This window comes from Streptomyces sp. NPDC008092 (assembly GCF_042957285.1).
In the GTDB taxonomy this organism is placed as follows: Bacteria; Actinomycetota; Actinomycetes; order Streptomycetales; family Streptomycetaceae; genus Streptomyces.
Genome location: NZ_JBIBHY010000006.1, coordinates 646945 through 662976, shown reverse-complemented (window position 1 = coordinate 662976; position 16032 = coordinate 646945). Strand labels below are relative to the sequence as shown.

14 protein-coding genes are annotated in these 16032 nt (G+C 73.5%); 12 read left to right on the top strand and 2 right to left on the bottom strand.

Translation table 11 applies throughout. The features are described from left to right. Positions 1–49 precede the first annotated feature (49 nt). Positions 50–613, bottom strand: coding sequence for a helix-turn-helix transcriptional regulator (locus tag ACFZB3_RS22915; protein WP_391377768.1), 564 nt, complete (start codon positions 611–613; stop codon positions 50–52). A gap of 114 nt (positions 614–727) precedes the next feature. Here ACFZB3_RS22915 and ACFZB3_RS22910 point away from each other — a divergent pair, with 114 nt between their 5' ends. Beyond that, complete coding sequence (locus ACFZB3_RS22910; protein WP_391377766.1) at positions 728–1483, top strand: sigma-70 family RNA polymerase sigma factor; 756 nt, start codon at positions 728–730, stop codon at positions 1481–1483. A 103-nt stretch (positions 1484–1586) separates the two neighbouring features. Here ACFZB3_RS22910 and ACFZB3_RS22905 read toward each other — a convergent pair whose 3' ends face one another. Continuing rightward, the gene (locus ACFZB3_RS22905; protein WP_391377764.1) at positions 1587–4508 is read right to left on the bottom strand and encodes an AAA family ATPase; all 2922 of its coding nucleotides are present in this window, start codon (positions 4506–4508) and stop codon (positions 1587–1589) included. 255 nt (positions 4509–4763) lie between these two features. Here ACFZB3_RS22905 and ACFZB3_RS22900 point away from each other — a divergent pair, with 255 nt between their 5' ends. The 11 genes from ACFZB3_RS22900 to ACFZB3_RS22850 all read left to right on the top strand — a co-directional run bounded on the left by ACFZB3_RS22900 (position 4764) and on the right by ACFZB3_RS22850 (position 15942). Next, positions 4764–5441, top strand: coding sequence for an alpha/beta fold hydrolase (locus ACFZB3_RS22900; protein ID WP_391377761.1), 678 nt, complete (start codon positions 4764–4766; stop codon positions 5439–5441). 112 nt (positions 5442–5553) lie between these two features. Then, a complete protein-coding gene (locus ACFZB3_RS22895; protein ID WP_391377759.1) occupies positions 5554–6189 on the top strand; it encodes a hypothetical protein in 636 nt (211 codons plus the stop codon). Between the two features lie 372 nt (positions 6190–6561). Next, on the top strand, positions 6562–7233 hold the full coding sequence (locus ACFZB3_RS22890; protein WP_391377757.1) for a LuxR C-terminal-related transcriptional regulator: 672 nt from the start codon (positions 6562–6564) through the stop codon (positions 7231–7233). A 55-nt stretch (positions 7234–7288) separates the two neighbouring features. Beyond that, the gene (locus tag ACFZB3_RS22885) at positions 7289–7714 is read left to right on the top strand and encodes a hypothetical protein (protein ID WP_391377755.1); all 426 of its coding nucleotides are present in this window, start codon (positions 7289–7291) and stop codon (positions 7712–7714) included. 159 nt (positions 7715–7873) lie between these two features. Next, positions 7874–8701, top strand: a complete 828-nt coding sequence (locus ACFZB3_RS22880) for an ATP-binding cassette domain-containing protein (protein WP_391377753.1) — start codon at positions 7874–7876, stop codon at positions 8699–8701. 14 nt (positions 8702–8715) lie between these two features. Continuing rightward, on the top strand, positions 8716–9573 hold the full coding sequence (locus tag ACFZB3_RS22875; RefSeq protein ID WP_391377751.1) for an ABC transporter permease subunit: 858 nt from the start codon (positions 8716–8718) through the stop codon (positions 9571–9573). A gap of 164 nt (positions 9574–9737) precedes the next feature. Beyond that, the gene (locus ACFZB3_RS22870) at positions 9738–10853 is read left to right on the top strand and encodes an ABC transporter substrate-binding protein (protein WP_391377750.1); all 1116 of its coding nucleotides are present in this window, start codon (positions 9738–9740) and stop codon (positions 10851–10853) included. A 137-nt stretch (positions 10854–10990) separates the two neighbouring features. After that, complete coding sequence (locus ACFZB3_RS22865; protein ID WP_391377748.1) at positions 10991–12052, top strand: LLM class flavin-dependent oxidoreductase; 1062 nt, start codon at positions 10991–10993, stop codon at positions 12050–12052. After that, a complete protein-coding gene (locus tag ACFZB3_RS22860; RefSeq protein ID WP_391377746.1) occupies positions 12052–12717 on the top strand; it encodes an isochorismatase family protein in 666 nt (221 codons plus the stop codon). The genes ACFZB3_RS22865 and ACFZB3_RS22860 overlap by 1 nt, the downstream gene beginning before the upstream one ends. Then, the gene (locus ACFZB3_RS22855) at positions 12696–14048 is read left to right on the top strand and encodes an NtaA/DmoA family FMN-dependent monooxygenase (RefSeq protein ID WP_391377744.1); all 1353 of its coding nucleotides are present in this window, start codon (positions 12696–12698) and stop codon (positions 14046–14048) included. Before ACFZB3_RS22860 ends, ACFZB3_RS22855 begins: the two co-directional genes overlap by 22 nt. A gap of 1 nt (position 14049) precedes the next feature. Continuing rightward, positions 14050–15942: an MFS transporter gene (locus ACFZB3_RS22850; RefSeq protein ID WP_391377742.1), complete on the top strand. Its 1893-nt coding sequence runs from the start codon at positions 14050–14052 to the stop codon at positions 15940–15942. The last annotated feature ends 90 nt before the right edge of the window (positions 15943–16032 follow it).

The window sequence follows — 16032 nt, the reverse complement described above, 5'->3', positions numbered from 1 at the left end:
GGAGGGGCCTGAGGGAGGCGCAGTCCGCGCCGGCCCGTTGTCGGCCGGGTCAGCTCGCCCTCGGTACGTCCGGCCGGCCGGCCGGCACCGCGCGGCGTCCCTCGCGCAGCCGCTCGGCCGCCCAGCGGGCCCACTCCTGCTCCAGGGCCCGCTGGCGGACGCCGTACTCCAGGACGAGCCGGCCGCACTCGGTCATCGCGTCGCGGTCCCAGGCCTCGGAGTCTCGCAGCGCCACCAGTTCCTCGTGCTCCTCGGCCGCGGTGTCCGCGTAGCGCAGGAGCCGTGCCACCGCCTCCTCGGCGGGCAGCAGGCCCAGGAAGAAGGTCTGCAGGAGCATCGGGTTGCGGCGTGGCCGGCGCTCCTCCGTCCCGGCCAGCCAGCGCCGCGCCTCCGCGTGTCCCTCGGGGGTCAGGGCGTACTGCTTGCGACCCCGTGGGCCCTCGTCGGTGACCGCGATCAGGCCGGTGGCGTCGAGCCTGGTCAGCTCGCCGTAGATCTGGCTCTGCCGGGCCGGCCAGACGTGGCCGAGCGAGGTGTTGAAGATCTTCAGGAGGTCGTAGCCGCTGCCGGGACGGAAGACGAGCAGACCCAAGAGGGCGTGACGAAGGCTCATGCCGGGAACTCTAGCTCTCTTATTCCAATACTGACAGGTCGAGCCTCACATTCCTGTCTTGACATGTTGTCACCGGAGATTCTACGTTCCACATGTCAGAGATGGAATGTCGAGATGGCGAATCCGAGGACGCACATCGTGGGCTTCGTGGCGTACGCCCCGGCCGGGCAGGAGACGGATCTGATGGTTCTGGAAGCCGCGGCGGGCGCGCGTGCCGAGGACGCGGTGCTGACGCGGGCGGCGCAGTCGGGAGAGGTCGCCGCGCTGGGGATGCTGCTGGAGCGGCACCGGGCGGGGATGCGGGCGGTCGCGCTGAGCGTGCTGGGGCGGGCGACGGACGTCGACGACGTCCTGCAGGACGCGGCGCTGACGGCGCTGCTGCGGATCGGGGACGTACGGGACCCGGCCGCGGTGGGCGCCTGGCTGCGCATGATCGTGCGCAACGCGAGCCGGTCCGTGCTGCGGTACTCCGCCCTGGTGCAGCCGATGGACGAGCTGCCCCTGCCGTCGCCGGCCGCCGGCCCGGAACAGTGGCTGGAGCGCAACGCGGTGCGGGACTGGCTCTGGGCGGCGCTGGCGGAACTCTCCCCGGTGCTGCGCATGCCGCTGGTGCTGCGCTACTTCACCACGGAGGACGCCTCGTACGAGCAGATCGCCCGTGCCTGCGGGATCCCGGTGGGCACCGTGCGCAGCCGGCTCAGCCAGGGGCGGGCCAAGCTCGCCGTCGCGCTCGCCGCCACCGCCGACGCCCCGCACGCCGACGCCGGGCAACGGGTCCGGGCCGGCCGGGCCGAGGCGCACCGGATGCTCGACGCGGCCCGCGAGCGGACCCGCCGGGAGGTGACGGCCGGCACCACATCGGCCTCCTGACGGCGCACGGACGGTTCGCGGACGGTTCGCGGGTGGTTCGCGGGTGGTCCACGGAGGACTCGCGGAGGACTCGCGGACAGCTCGCCGACGGCTCGCGGACGGCTCACGCGGTCCGTTCCGGGGCCGGGCCGGTGAGCGCGTCGCGCAGGCCCGCGCGTGAGGTCACGTTCAGCTTCGGGAAGGCGTTGCTCAGGTGCCCGGCCACCGTGCGGGGCGACAGGAACAGCTGGGCGGCGATCTGCTTGTTGGTCAGTCCCGTGGCGGCCAGCTGCGCGACCTGCAGCTCTTGCGGGGTGAGCAGCGCGGGCCGCCGGCCGGCACCGGAGGCCGCGGTGCCGACGGGAATCCCGCTCGCCCGCAGCTCGTTCGCCGCCCGCGCGCTCCACGGCTCGGCCCCGAGACGCCGGAACGTGCCGAGCGCGGCGTCCAGATGGCCCCGGGCCTCGGTACCCGCCTTCGCCCGGCGCAGCCGCTCGCCGTAGGCCAGGCGGATCCGCGCCCACTCGAACGGCCAGCGTTCCGCGTCGGGGGTGCCGACGGCCCGCCGGAACAGCTCGTGGTCGATGGCGTCCGGGACGGCGATCGCCTCGGCCGCGTCGGTCATCATGGCCAGCCGCGGGGAGACGGCGGGGATGCCGCTCCCGCGCACCGCCGCCGCGTGCGCCGCCGCCTCGGCGTGCCGGCCGGTGCGGGCCGCGGCCTCGGCGAAGTCCAGGAAGAGCCACAGGGCGTGCGGCAGGTGGGCCGGCAGCTCACCGGGGGTGATCACCGACCGCAGGTGGGCGTAGGCATTCTCGAAGTCCGCCTCGCCGAGCGCGGACAGCGCCCGGATGTGCGCCGCGTACACCCGCAGCAGCCCGAGCCCCCGCGGGTTCCCCCAGGCCACCAGCCGGTCGGCGGTCCGCCGGGCGGTCGCGGTGTCGCCCTGGGCGGCCGCCAGCAGCCCCCGCAGGAACCGGCCCGGCTCCGCCGTCAGCCGGTAGTTGTACCTGGTGCACCAGCGCAGGCCCTCCTCGGTGAGCTTCGGCAGGTCGCCCCACTGGCCGCTGAAGTAGGCGTCGTTGGCGAGCAGGAAGAACGCCTCGATGGCCATGGTGATGGCGCCGCCGTCCCGGCCGTCGTCGACGACCCGGCGCAGCGCGCTGCGGCAGCCGGGCAGCCGGTCGACATAGGCGGCGGCGACCGCCGTACGGACGATGCGCCGCGGGTCGGTCTCCCGGTGCAGGTCCGCGACCAGGCCGTCGAGGACGTCCAGGACGGCCGGCGCCGCGTGTGCGGGATCGCCGAAGGCGGTGCGCAGCACGGACAGCAGATGGCCGGGGGAGCGCACCCGGGCCACGGCCGCCTCGGTGTCGAAGAGCTGCCACAGCTCCGGCCGGCCGCTGTGGAAGCACACCATGAGCAGGGTGAGCAGCGCCTCGTCGAGGATGTCGTCGTCGGCGCCGCCCGGTCCGGCGGCGTGGTTGCGGATCGCGCCCACGAGCAGCCGGTGGGCGGTGTCCACGTCGCCCTCGCCGTTGACGAGGCGGCTGGCGGCCGCGGTCGCGGCGGCGAGCGAGCCGCTGCCCACCGGGTCCGCGAGCAGGGCGTTGTCGAGCAGCGCGTGCACGTTGCGGAGGTCACCGGTGATGTTGGCGCCCAGGCAGGCCGCCTCGGCCAGCAGCCGCCCCCGGGCCGCGCCGGTGCTGCTCAGGTCGGAGGCGCGCAGCAGGGTGGTGATGGCGCCGACGGCGTCACCGCGGCGCAGCGTGCGGTAGGCCACCTCGTGCAGCAGGGCGGCCACCTCGTCGTCCGGGCCGGTCGCGGCGTCGGCCAGGTGCCGGGCCCGGTGCTCGGAGCCCGCCGGGAACTCCCGGGCCAGCGCCAGGTGCCCGCGCCGCCGCTCCGCGCCCGTCGACAGGTCCATCACCGCGGACCGGGTCAGCGGATGCCGGAAGGCCAGCCGGCCGGTGGCGGAGTCGACCCGTACCAGGCCCGCCTGCTCGGCCGGGCCCAGCCCGGCCAGCACGTCGCCGCCCAGGGCCCGTTCCAGGATGTGCAGCCCGCCCGAACCGTCGAGCACGGCGAGCAGCAGCAGCTCCCGGGTCCGCTCCGGCAGGGCGTCGATCCGCACCGCGAAGACCTTCTTCAGCCGCTCGGGCAGCGGCAGTACGGCCGGCAGCGGCCCGCGTTCCTGGCGCTGCGCCTCGTTGAGGGTGGCCGGCAGCTCCAGCAGGGCCAGCGGATTGCCGGCCGCCTCCGCGACCAGCCGCTGCCGCACCCGGGGCGCCATCGCCGGGAACCGCTCGGCCACCAGTTCGTGCGCGGCCGCCTCATCGAGCGGCCTGACCTCGTGCACCGGTATCCCGGTGCTGCTCAGAAAGGACTCGTCGCCGGTCCGGGACGCCGCCAGCAGCGCCACCGGCGCGCTGTGGGTGTAGCGGGCGACGGTCCCCAGCACGATGGCGCTGGGCCGGTCGAGCCACGCCACGTCGTCGATCACGATCGCCACCGGCCCGCTGCCCGCGGCCTTCCGGGACAGCAGGACCTGCACCGCGCCCGCGACGGCGAGGAGTTCGGTCGGCCGCTCGTCGGGCACCCCGCGCACCGCCCGCAGCGTCTCCGCCTGCCACGGGGCCAGTTCGGCGATCTCCGCCGCCAGCGACCCGAGGACCTGGTCCAGCGCGGCGAAGCTGACGCTCACCTCGAACTGCGAGCCCACCACCCGCAGCACCTGGAAACCCGCCTCCCGCGCCCGCCGCGCCGCCGCGTCGAGGAGGGCCGACTTCCCCACCCCCGCCTCACCGGTCAGCACCAGCGCCCGGCCCCGCACGGCGGCGGAACCGAAGAACCCGTCGAGAAGCGCCAGTTCCGCCGAGCGCCCGACGAGCCGGCCGGCGCCCGCGTCGCCGGAATCGCCTGCATCGCCGGAATCGCCCGCGTCGCCGGAATCACCCGCGTCGCCGGAATCGCCTGCGTCGTCCGGACCGCCGGGCCCGGTGAGGTGTTCGGCGTCTTCCGCGGCCGGCGGCGTGAGGGAGGACATGCGGCAGCTTCCCATCCTGGTCGGGGCGGACTCAGCGACTGGATGGTGCGAGGACGCCGAAAGTTCGGACGTGCCGCAGTGGCGTGCGTCACAGTGCAGGGCGTCACAGTGCCGGGTGGGCGGTCCCGCCCGCCCGCGAGGGCGACCAGGTCATCTTGTCGGTGCCGCGCACGTGACGGCCTCGTACAGTGGGCGCAGCGAAGCGGCCCGGAACCGGAGCGGAGCCCGACGGCCCGTCAGGACAAGGGGAATTCTGTGCGGAACGTGATTCTCGTCCACGGCGGGTTCGTGGACGGATCCGGCTGGGCGGGGGTGCACGGGCGTCTCGTCGACGCGGGGTACCGGGTCACCGTCGCGCAGAACGCCAACCGTTCCCTCGCCGAGGACGTCTCGGCGGTCCGGCGGCTCATCGCCCTGCAGGACGGACCGGTGACCCTGGTGGGGCACTCCTACGGCGGTGTCGTCATCACCGAGGCCGGCCGTGACCCCAAGGTGTGCGCGCTCGTCTACGTCGCCGCGTTCGCGCCGGACCGGGGCGAGTCCGTCGACTCCCTGATCGCCGATCCGCCGCCCGGCGCGTCGGTGCCGCCGCTCCTGCCGATGCGGGACGGCTACCTGCTGCTCGACCGCGACCGGTTCCACGCCGCCTTCGCCGGCGACCTGCCCGAGGCGCGGGCGCGGTTCATGGCCGACTCGCAGGTCCCGTGGGGCTCCGAGGCGCTGACCGGGACCGTCGGCGAGCCCGCGTGGCGGACCAGGCCCAGCTGGTACCTGGTCGCGGCCGACGACCGGATGATCCCGCCGCTGGCCCAGCGGTCGATGGCCGGACGCGCGGGCGCCACGGTCGTCGAGGCGCCCGGCAGCCATGCCATCTATGTGTCACGGCCCGAGGTGGTCGCCGATGTCATCGAACGGGCCACCGCCGCCGGTTGAGACACCGGCGGCCCGAGTCGTGCCCGTGGGACGTCTCGTGTGCGTACGCTGTTCACCGCGCGGAGCACATCGGCGTTGCCGCGCGGAGCACATCGACGAGAGGTCCGACCGTATGTCCGAGTCACCCGGCACCGAGCTGGCGTCCGAGTACAGCGCGCGGATCGCGCAGGACCTCGAAGTCAACGCGCAGGAACAGGACCGCCTCGCCACCGAGATCGCCGCCCTGGAGGAGCAGTTGCGCGCGGTACGGGAGAACAGGGTGGTGCTGGAGCGGCTGCAGCAGGCGCTCACCCCGCAGGCCACCGCCACCGCCACCGCTTCCGCCACCGGCTCCGCCCCAGTCCCCGCACCCGGGACGGCCGACGGCGACGCCGACGCCGTCGTGCCGCACCAGCGGACGGAGCCCGCGCCGAACCGCCGGGCCCTCCCGAAGCAGGTTCCCGCGGAGCCGAAGCCGAGCCTGGTCGAGGCCGTCCACGCCTATCTCGCCCAGCAGCGGGAGCCGCGGTCCGCGACCGACGTCGCCGAGGCGATCAGGGCCGGTCAGCCCGGCCGCACCATCAAGACGACGGTGATCCGTACGACGCTGGAGAACCTGGTCGCCAGGAACCGGGTCCGGCGCACCAAGCAGGGCAGGGCGGTCTTCTACACCCTGTCGGCACCGGAGGCACCGGAGGCACCGGAGGCACCGGAGGCACCGGAGGCACCGGAGGCACCGGAGGCACCGGAGGCCGGGACCGAGGCATAGCCCCGCTCCCCGCTCCCCGCCGCTCGTCCCCGCTCCTCCGAGACATATGTCCACTGTCCGCTGCCCGCGGCCGGACTGCCCCGGACATGTGCGTGCGCTCAGGAGGCCGGCCGCGGGGCGCCGCATGCGCGAACGGACCCACCCGCGGGACGAAAGGGCGGCGGGCCCCGACGGGCCAGGGCCCGGCGGCGGCCTCGCCTGGTACAACCGGTGCAGGCCTGCCGCCCGCCGGACGGCGGGCCTGCCGCCCGATGCCCGGCTCCCGTGCCCGCAAAGGCACTACAGGGCATCGAACCGGCACAGAGGGGCGGATATTTCATCGGGTCATTTGACGTAAGCCGACGCCCCGACGGCGCCATAAGGTGCTGAAGCGTGCCTGAGAACCAAGCGGATGGAATGTGCGACGCGCGGAGCGCTCCGGTCGCTGCCGTACTGCGGGCGAGCGACGCGATCCTCGAACACGCCACCGGTGCCTACCTGGAGTCGAGCGCACGCGTGAAGCTCCTCACCGCGCAGCGGCTGCCCGACGCGGACGTGTCCGTCCTCCTGCTGGGCGCCGTGGACGACCACTGGCTCAGGGTCATGCGGCAGGACGCCGCCCGCGCCCCCGGCGCCCCCGTCCCGGTCGTGATGATCGCCGACCGCATCACCGAGCGGCAGCTCGCGCCGGCCGTCGAGTACGGACTGACCAGCTTCCTGTACCGGGGCGGCCTGAACCTCGACCGCCTCGTCGACGCCGTCGTCGAGGCGGGCGCCGGGCGCTGCCGGATGCCCGAGGACCTGGTGGCCCACCTGATCGCCGAACTGGGAAACCAGCAACGGCAGCAGACCCTCACCGACCTGTCCCGCAGGGACGGCCTCCTGGTCCGGGAGGTCGAGGTGCTCCGCATGCTCTCCGAGGGCATGAACACGGTCGAGATAGCCGACAAGATGAGCTACTCGGAACGCACCATCAAGGGCATCATCCACGAGGCCGTGAAGAGACTGCGGGTCAGGAACCGGACCCAGGCCGTGGCGTACGCGATCCGGACGGGCATCTTCTGACCCCGGCCGGGAGCAGGAAACACCCGCGAAACGGGACGTTCCTAGACTCCGGGACGTGCGCCTGACCGTGGTTGACGCCCCCACCGAGTGGAGCCGGTTCGCCGAGGGCTCCGTCGAACGCCGGATGCTGCTCGCCCTCGGCGACCGGCTCGGCACCGCGCTGCGCCCGAAGCCGCTGATGCTGCCGGACGGCAGCCGTGTCGAGGTCGAGGGGATCGACGCCTCGGGCCGCGTGCTCGTCCAGCTCGTCGCCAACCAGGGCGCCTACAAGCCCGCCTACCGGAACAAGGTCATGGCGGACATGTTCAAGCTGCTCTGGCTGCGGAACTCGGTGCCCACCGCCGAGCGCACCGTCCTCCTCGTCACCGGGGTGACCGTGCAGGCGCTGGGCGGCTGGGTGGCCCGCGCCGCCGCGGATCTCGGCGTCGAGGTCTACGTCTTCGACGGCGACACCGTCGTAACACCGCCGGGCCGAACGTAAAGCCGATGAAACGGCCCGCCGTGGCCGGGTGAAACACGGGGTTCCTACTGTCGGGGGCACCTAAGCGGATTTCCGCGTGGCAGTTCCGCACTCGCCACGCACGCTCTCCGACTTCCAGGATCGGGCTCTTGTGCTCGCGACATGGATGGGAGCGTGAAGGTGACTGGTACGCCAGCACTCGACCTGCGGTCGGTGCGCCGGGTCTACGGATTCGGGCCGGCCGCGACGACTGCCCTCGACGACGTCAACCTGTCGGTACCGGCCGGCCGCTTCGTCAGCCTGATCGGGCCCAGCGGCTGCGGCAAGTCGACGCTGCTGCGGATCGCGGCCGGTCTGGAGGAACCCGACCACGGCACCGTACGGGTGCACGGCGTGCCTCCGGCCGAGGCGTGCGCCGCCAAGATGATCGGCCTGGTGCCGCAGAGCCCGGCCCTGCTGCCGTGGCTGTCGGTACTGCGGAACGTCAGCCTGCCGCAGAAGATCAACAAGGGTGCGGCGAGCCGCCGGGAACGCATCGCGGGCAGTGCCGAGCGGGCGCCGGCCGGCGCCCCGGACATGCGGGAACTCCTGGTCAAGGCCGGTCTCGGCGAGGCCATGCACAAGCTTCCCGCGCAGCTCTCCGGCGGGATGCGGCAGCGCGCCGCGATCGTCCGGGCCTTCGGCCTGCGGCCCGACGTCCTCGTCATGGACGAACCCTTCTCGGCGCTCGACGAGTTCACCCGCGAGAGCCTCCAGGACCAGCTCCTCGACCTCTGGGACGAGTTGCGGACGACGGTCCTGTTCGTCACCCACTCCGTCTCCGAGGCCGTCCGGCTCTCCGACACCGTGGTCGTCATGGCCCCGCGCCCCGGCCGCATCGTCGACACCGTCGAGGTCGACCTGGAACGGCCGCGCGGCGACCGCCTGTTCGGGGAGCGCCGGTTCCACGAGTACGAGGACCTGGTCCGGGACCGGCTGCGCCGGGCCTGGCGCAGCGAAGCCGCGTGACGGAGGCGGGAGCGATGACCGTAGCCGACGAACGTACCGCGCAGGCCGCCGCCGGGACCGAACCGCCCGCCGAGCCCTCCCGCTTCAGCCTGCGGCACCCGAGGTCCCGGATCGCCTGGATCCGCCCCGCCGTCTGGGCGCCGCTCCTCGTGACACTGGCGCTGCTCGCCCTGCTCTGGCAGTGGGGCGCCGACGAACTGCCCTACCTGCTGCCCCCGTTGGGGAAGATCGGCACCTCCCTCGGCTCCGAGTTCGGCTACTACGCCGACAACGCCCTGGTCACCCTGGGCGAGGCCGCGGCCGGTCTGGGGACGGGGTTCGCCGCCGCGTTCGTCCTCGCGGTGCTGACGAGCGAACTCCCGCTGCTGCGGCGGGCCGTCATGCCGATCGCGGTCGTCCTCAACGTGACCCCGCTGGTGGCGATCGCGCCCGCCCTGGTCGTCGCCTTCGGCTTCGGCCCGCTGCCCAAGGTCCTCATCGCGGCCCTGATCTGCTTCTTCCCGATCCTCATCAACACCGCCGCCGGACTGCGCTCGGTGCCACGGCAGGTGCTCCAGGTGTACCGGACGATGGACGCGAGCCGCGTCGAACTGCTCTGGTACGTCCGCGTCCCGCACGCGCTGCCGTTCCTGTTCGCCGCGCTGCGCATCGTCTTCCCGCTGTCGATCATCGGCGCCGTCGTGGCCGAGATGTCGGCGTCCGGCTCGACCCGCGGCCTCGGCACCGTGATCAGCGTCGCCTCGTCCATGAACCAGCTCCCGGTCGTATACGCCGCGATCCTCGTCCTCGCCGTCATGGGCGTCCTGCTGCTGCTCGCCGTGACGCTGGTCGAACGCCGCGTCCTGCACTGGCACGACAGCACGGACGACTGACCGGGCCCGCGCCCGCCACCGCCCCGCCCCGTCCCGCCCGGCGCCCACGAGGCCCGGTGCGCCGACGCCCCGCGCCGCCACCCGCCGCCCGCGCCCCACCCGTCAAAGCCCCGGCGGACACCGCCAGTTGGGAGTCACCCATGCAGTCATCCACGCAGTCACCCATGCAGTCACGCCTCGCCAGATCCGGCCTCGCCGCTCTCGCCGCCGTCGCCCTGACGGCCGTGGCCGCCGGCTGTGGATCGGGATCCGACGCCACCACCTCCAAGGGCTCCGAGGGATCGGCGATCTCCGCCGCGCGCTGCGCCGAGAACAAGGCCGCAGGCAAGATCACCTACCTCTCCGGCTACCAGTACCAGTCGTCCGCGTCGATCCTCGAATACATCGCCGCGAGCAGACTCGGCTACTTCAAGGACCTCTGCCTCGACGTCGCCCTCAAACCCGGCACCGGCGACACCTCCCAGAACACCAAACTGCTCGCCAGCGGCCAGGCCACCGTCAGCCCCGTCGCCGAACAGGACGTCATCCAGGCCCGCGCCAACGGGATCGACATCACCGGCGTCTCCTCGTACTCCGACGCCGGCCTCGACATCCTGATGACCAACAAGGACATCACCGACCTGACCCAGCTCGACGGCAGGACGGTCGGCCACAAGGGCTATGTGCCCGCCTCGGTCCGGGCGATGCTGGTCAAGGCCGGCGTCAAGTGGGACTCGCTCAAGCTGGTCAAGGAGGGCTACGACCCCTCCGTACTGCCCCGCAGGCAGGGCGGACTCGAAGCGCTCACCGGATTCGTCTCCAACGAGCCCAACCAGCTCAGGGCGGCCGGCCACGACGTCACCGTCTGGAAGCCGGTCGACTACGACGTCCCCAGCTCGCTCGGCGCGATGGCCGTCAACCCGGCCTTCGCCAAGGCCCACCCGCACGCCGTCGAGGACATCCTGCGCGCCGCCCTGCACGCCTACGCCTACTGCTCCGCGAGCGCCGCCCACACCACCCAGTGCGTCGGCTACGCGGCCGGCCTGTCCGGACCGACGTACGACAAGAAGCTCAACGCGACCATCTGGCAGACCGAGACCCAGGTGGTGAAGGACAACCCGACACCGGGACAGCCCCTCGGCGCCGTCGACCCGAAGAACGTCACCGCACTCGTCGCCATGCTCCACCGGTTCGCGATCGTCCCCGCAGACGTGACCCCCGCCAAGGCCGCGACATGGTTCGACACGTCGTACGTCAAGAACATCTACAAGGAGGGCAACCTCGTCTGGCCGGCTCCCTGAGCGACAGCGCCCCATTAGGGGCGCGGGGCTGCATCAATTTGCGGCTCCGCCGCGTGGGCGCGACCAGCCCCCACGGCGCCGCAGCCGACCGACGACCCACACCGGCCCCCACCCGCACCGCAGGAAAGGCCAGCAACGTGCCCACGAAAGAGTACGGAATCTTCCTCCCCATCGGGAACGGCGGCTGGATGCTCTCCACCACCGCCCCCCACCCCGAGGCCAGTTACGCCTGGAACAGGCGCGCCGCCGTGCACGCGGAGGCCATCGGCCTCGACTTCGTGATGTCGATGGCGAAATGGCGCGGCTTCGGCGGCAGCACCGACCACTGGGGCCGTTCACTGGAGTCGATGACCATGATGGCCGCCCTCGCCGAGGCGACCAGCCGGGTGAAGATCTGGGCGACCCTGCACGCCAACGTCCACAACCCCGCCGTCGCCGCGAAGATGTTCGCCACCCTCCAGGACATCTCCGGCGGCCGCGCCGGCATGAACATCGTCAACGGCTCGTACGCGGGCGAGTTCGAGCAGTTCGGCCAGTGGGACCCGGACCTCGGCCACGAGGACCGCTACCGGATGACGGAACTCTGGACCGAGGCCGTCACGCGCCTGTGGACCGAGGACTCCGTCACCCTGCACACCCCGTACTTCGACCTCGTCGACTGCGAGTCCCGCCCGCATCCGGCGGTCCGCCCCACCCTCATCAACGCGGGCCGCTCCGAGGACGCCCGCCGCTTCCAGGCCCGCTACGCCGACGGCGCCTTCCTCGCCGCCGAGAGCCTCGACGAGATGCGCATGCTGTCGGCGGACGTCCACGAACGGGCGGCGGCGGCCGGCCGGGTCTGCAGGACCTACTCGATGCTCACCGTCGTCCAGGACGAGACCGACGCACGCGCCGCCGAGAAGGTCAGGGAGTGGAGCGCGGGACTGGACCGGGAGGCCCTCGCCCGGATGCGCAGCACCTGGGGCATCCCCGAGGACCAGGCCCGCGCCTGGGCCGACGGGGCGGACGGGGAGGCCGCGTTCCAGACGCCGTACGTCGCCGGGTCGGCGAGCACCGTCACCGACCACATCGAGTTCATCGTGCGCGAGGCCGACCTGGACGGGCTCATGCTGATCTTCCCGGAGTACGACGAGGACATGCTGCTGTTCGGCAAGACCGTGCTGCCCGAACTGCGGGCCCGGGACGAGGTGACCGCCTGATGCCCGGCCCCGGCCTCAGGGAGAGGCAACTCGCCCGCCTCGCACGGCCCGGCAGCGGGCCCGCGCTGGTCGTGGTCGACGTACAGCGCGACTTCGCCGATCCGGAACGCCTGACGGCATACGGCCTGACCGACGACTGCCGCTCCGCCCTCGACCTGGCCGTCACCCGCACCCGACACCTCGTCGAGGCCGCGCGTGCGCACGAAGTGCCCGTCTACTGGGTCGAGTTGGGAAGCGACCCGGCCCGGCCCTGGCGGGCAGGCAACTGGCTGCGCGGCGGCGACTACGACGCCCCCATGGGCCCGGACGAGCCGTGCGTGCTCGGTTCCCCCGGCGCCGAGTGGTTCAGGCTGCGGCCCGCCGACGGCGAGACACGGATCGTCAAGCGCGGCTACAGCGGGTTCCTCGGCACCGACCTGGACGCGCGGCTGCGCGCGGACGGGCGCGGCTGGCTCACCGTCGCCGGCCTGACCAGCGAGTGCTGTGTGTACGCGACCGCCCAGGACGCCGTACAGCTGGACTGGCCGGTCCTCGTCCCCCGGGACGCCACCGCCGCCTACGACCTCGACGTCCACGCCGCCGCCCTGGTGCAGCTGGCACTGAACGTCGCCGTACTCAGCGACGCCGACGAAATCGTCGGCCTGTGGAAGCGGGGCGTCCGGTGACCGGCATGCACATCGGCTTCGACCTCTCCTTCACCCACACCGAGGGCGCCTGGGCCCGGCCCGGCTCCTGGACCGGCACCGACTTCCCCGACGTCCGCCTGTACATGGAGCTGGCCCGGACCGCCGAACGGGCCGGCGTCGGCCTGCTGTTCTTCGGCGACGGCAGCGGCATCCCCAGCACCTGGCGGGGCAGCATCGCACCGGCCGTGGAGTGGGGCATCCAGTGGCCGCGCCACGACATGTCCCCGGTGATCGCGGCGATGTCCACGGTCACCGAACACGTCGGCTTCGGCCTGACCTACTCCTCCACCTTCATGCACCCGTTCTACGTCGCCCGGCTGCTGAACTCCCTCGACCACGTCACCGGCGGCCGGATCGCCTTCAACGTCGTCGCCTCCACCCGCGGCGCCGACGCGGCGAACTACGGCTTCGGCGAACTCATGGACCACGACCTGCGCTACGAGCGGATGGAGGAGTTCGTCGCGGTCTGCCGGGCGCTGTGGGACTCCGTCGCCCCCGACGCGATCGTCCGCGACCGGGCCACCGGCCGCTTCGCCGACCCGGCCAAGGTGCACCCGATCGACCACCGGGGCCGCTTCTTCACGGTCAAGGGCCCGCTCGCCTCCGTACCCAGCCCCCAGCACCACCCGCTGATCGTGCAGGCGGGCAACTCGCCCCGCGGCATAGCCGCCTCCGCCCGCTTCGCCGACCTGGTCTTCGGCTTCGGCGGCCACCTCGCCGCCCAGCAGCGGCACCGCAAACTCCTCGACGAGGCACTCCTCGCCGAGGGCCGCGACCCGGACCGCGTCGGCATCCTGTGGGCCACCCAGGTCATCGTCGGCCGTACGACGGCCGAGGCCCGGGCCCGCCGCGACGCGGCACTCGCGTTCTGGAACGAGGAGACCGTCGCCACCCACCTCTCCCACAACATGGGCTACGACCTGGCCACGCTCCCGGAGTCCTTCCGCCTCGGCGAACTGCGGGACGCGGTCGTCGCGGCCAACGCCAGCCCGGCCGGTCTGGTCGGCTCGCTCGTCGCGGAGTTCGGCGCCGGGCACACCATGAGCCGCGCGGAGTTCTTCGCGCACGGCCGCAGCCGGGCCACGGGGCTCGACCACGGCCTCGCCGGCGACCCCGCCACCGTCGCGGACGCGCTGGAGGAGAACTTCGCGGCGACCGGAGCGCGCGGCGGCTACATGTTCTCCAGCCCGCTGGCCATGCCCTCCGGCTTCGCCGACATCGCCGAACTGCTCCTCCCCGAACTGCGCCGCCGCGGCAGCCTCGCCCCGGCCTACCCCGGTGGCACGCTGCGCGAGAACCTGGCGGTGTGAGATGACCGCGGGCAGCGAGCGGCGCGACCGGCTCGCCCTGGCCGGCATCTGCGCGGGCTTCTTCATGCTGCTGCTGGACAGCACGGTCACCTCGGTCGCCCTGCCCGCGCTGATCAGCGGCCTGCACACCACCGAGACCCTCGCGATCTGGGTCAACAGCGGCTACCTCGTCGCCTGCGCGGTCCCCCTGGTCGTCGCGGGCCGGCTCGGCGACCGCCACGGCCACCGGCGCGTCCTCCTCCTCGGCCTCGCGGCGTTCACGGTCGGCTCGCTGCTGTGCGCGCTCGCCCCCACCGCCGGGGCCCTCATCGCCTGGCGGGTCGTCCAGGGCATCGGCGCCGCCCTGATGACCCCGCAGTGCCTCACCCTCATCAGGGCCCTGTTCCGGCCGCCCCGCCTCGCCGTCGCGCTCGGCGTGTGGGGCGCGGTCGGCGGGGCGGCGGTGGCCGCCGGCCCGCTGGTGGGCGGCCTGCTCGTCGCCGCGGGCGGCTGGCCGGCGGTGTTCTGGGTCAACGTGCCGGTGGGCATCGCGACGGCGGCGGCCGTGGCCGCCTTCGTCCCCGCCCTGCCCCGCCGGCGGCGGGCCGCCGTGCCGGTCTGGGCGAGCTGCGCGAACGCGGCCGGCGCCGGGGCGCTCGTCCTCGGCGTCCAGGGCACCGACGCGGCCCGCGCCGACGTGTGGGGCATCCCGCGCTGGCTGCTCGCCGCCGCCGGCACGCTGCTCGTCGTCCTGGTGGTGTGGCTGCAACGGCGCTCCGGGCAGCGGGCGCTGGTGCCGGTCGCCGTGCTGCGCAGCCGCGGCTTCCGCACCGCGGCCTGGGGCGCCGCCGCCGCGGCCTTCTGCTCGGGCTCGGCGATGATCCCGCTGATGCTGTACCTCCAGCGGGACCGCGGGCTCGCTCCGGGCACGGCGGCGCTCACCCTCGTACCGATGGGCGTGGTGTGCGTCCTCGGCGCCCCGCTGTCCGCCCGCCTCAACAACGACGCCGGTCCCCGCGCGGCGGCCGTCGTCGGCTCCGCCGCCCTCGTCCTGTCCGTCGGCGCCGCGGCGGCACTGGTCGCGGCGGACGCGCCGGTCCCCGTCCTGACCGCCGTCCTCGCGCTGTACGGGGTCGCCAACTCGTTCGTGTGGTCGCCCTTCTCGATCGCCGCCGTGACCACGGTCGCCCCGGACGACGTCGGAGCGGCCTCGGGAACCTTCAACGCCGTGAAACAACTCGGCGCGGTCCTGGGCAGCGCGGTCTGCGCCGTCCTGCTGGCCGGGTTCGGCTACGCGGCCACCCTCGCCGTGCTCGCCGCCGTCGGCCTGCCCACCCTCCTCGCCGCCGCCCTCCTCCGACCGGAGCCGCCCGATGAAGACCGTCGCCGCCGTCGACAGCCCCCGCCCCGCACGATGACGCCCCCGGGAGGCTTCACCTCGGATCCCGGTGCCGTACAGGGCGCGTTCGCCGCGTTCCCGTCCGGCGTCGCCGCCCTCGCCGCACGCGTCCACGGCGAACCGACCGTCATGATCGTCTCGTCGTTCGCCGTCGGCGTCTCGCACCGCCCGCCCATGGTCTCCTTCGCCGTCCAGCACACCTCCACCACCTGGCCGGCCCTCGCGGCCGCCCGGACCGTCGGCGTTTCCGTCCTCGGCGAGGACCACAGCGGCAAGGCCCGCCAGCTCGCCTCCCGCAGCAAGGAGGGCCGCCTCGCCGGCCTCGGCACGCTGGAGACGGCATCGGGCGCCGTCTTCCTGGAGGGCGCCCCGGTCTGGCTGGAGTGCACCGTCGAGCACACCTACCCGGCGGGCGACCACGACATCATCGTGCTGCGCGTCCTCGCCCTGATGACGGACGACGAACGGAGCCCGGTGGTGTGGCACCGGCGGGAGCTGAAGATGCTGGCGGGGTGAGACGGGCGACGAGCGGCAGGCAGCACCGGACGGGGAACCGGGCGAGCCCCGCCGTCCCGGGCCGCGGCGAACCGGCTCCCGCGCCACCGA

Excerpts from the sequence above, each read along its gene's own strand:
- ACFZB3_RS22915 (WP_391377768.1), bottom strand. The coding sequence starts at position 613 with ATGAGCCTTCGTCACGCCCTCTTGGGTCTGCTCGTCTTCCGTCCCGGC.
- ACFZB3_RS22910 (WP_391377766.1), top strand. The coding sequence starts at position 728 with ATGGCGAATCCGAGGACGCACATCGTGGGCTTCGTGGCGTACGCCCCG.
- ACFZB3_RS22905 (WP_391377764.1), bottom strand. The coding sequence starts at position 4,508 with ATGTCCTCCCTCACGCCGCCGGCCGCGGAAGACGCCGAACACCTCACC.
- ACFZB3_RS22895 (WP_391377759.1), top strand. The coding sequence starts at position 5,554 with ATGTCCGAGTCACCCGGCACCGAGCTGGCGTCCGAGTACAGCGCGCGG.
- ACFZB3_RS22875 (WP_391377751.1), top strand. The coding sequence starts at position 8,716 with ATGACCGTAGCCGACGAACGTACCGCGCAGGCCGCCGCCGGGACCGAA.
- ACFZB3_RS22870 (WP_391377750.1), top strand. The coding sequence starts at position 9,738 with ATGCAGTCACGCCTCGCCAGATCCGGCCTCGCCGCTCTCGCCGCCGTC.
- ACFZB3_RS22860 (WP_391377746.1), top strand. The coding sequence starts at position 12,052 with ATGCCCGGCCCCGGCCTCAGGGAGAGGCAACTCGCCCGCCTCGCACGG.
- ACFZB3_RS22850 (WP_391377742.1), top strand. The coding sequence starts at position 14,050 with ATGACCGCGGGCAGCGAGCGGCGCGACCGGCTCGCCCTGGCCGGCATC.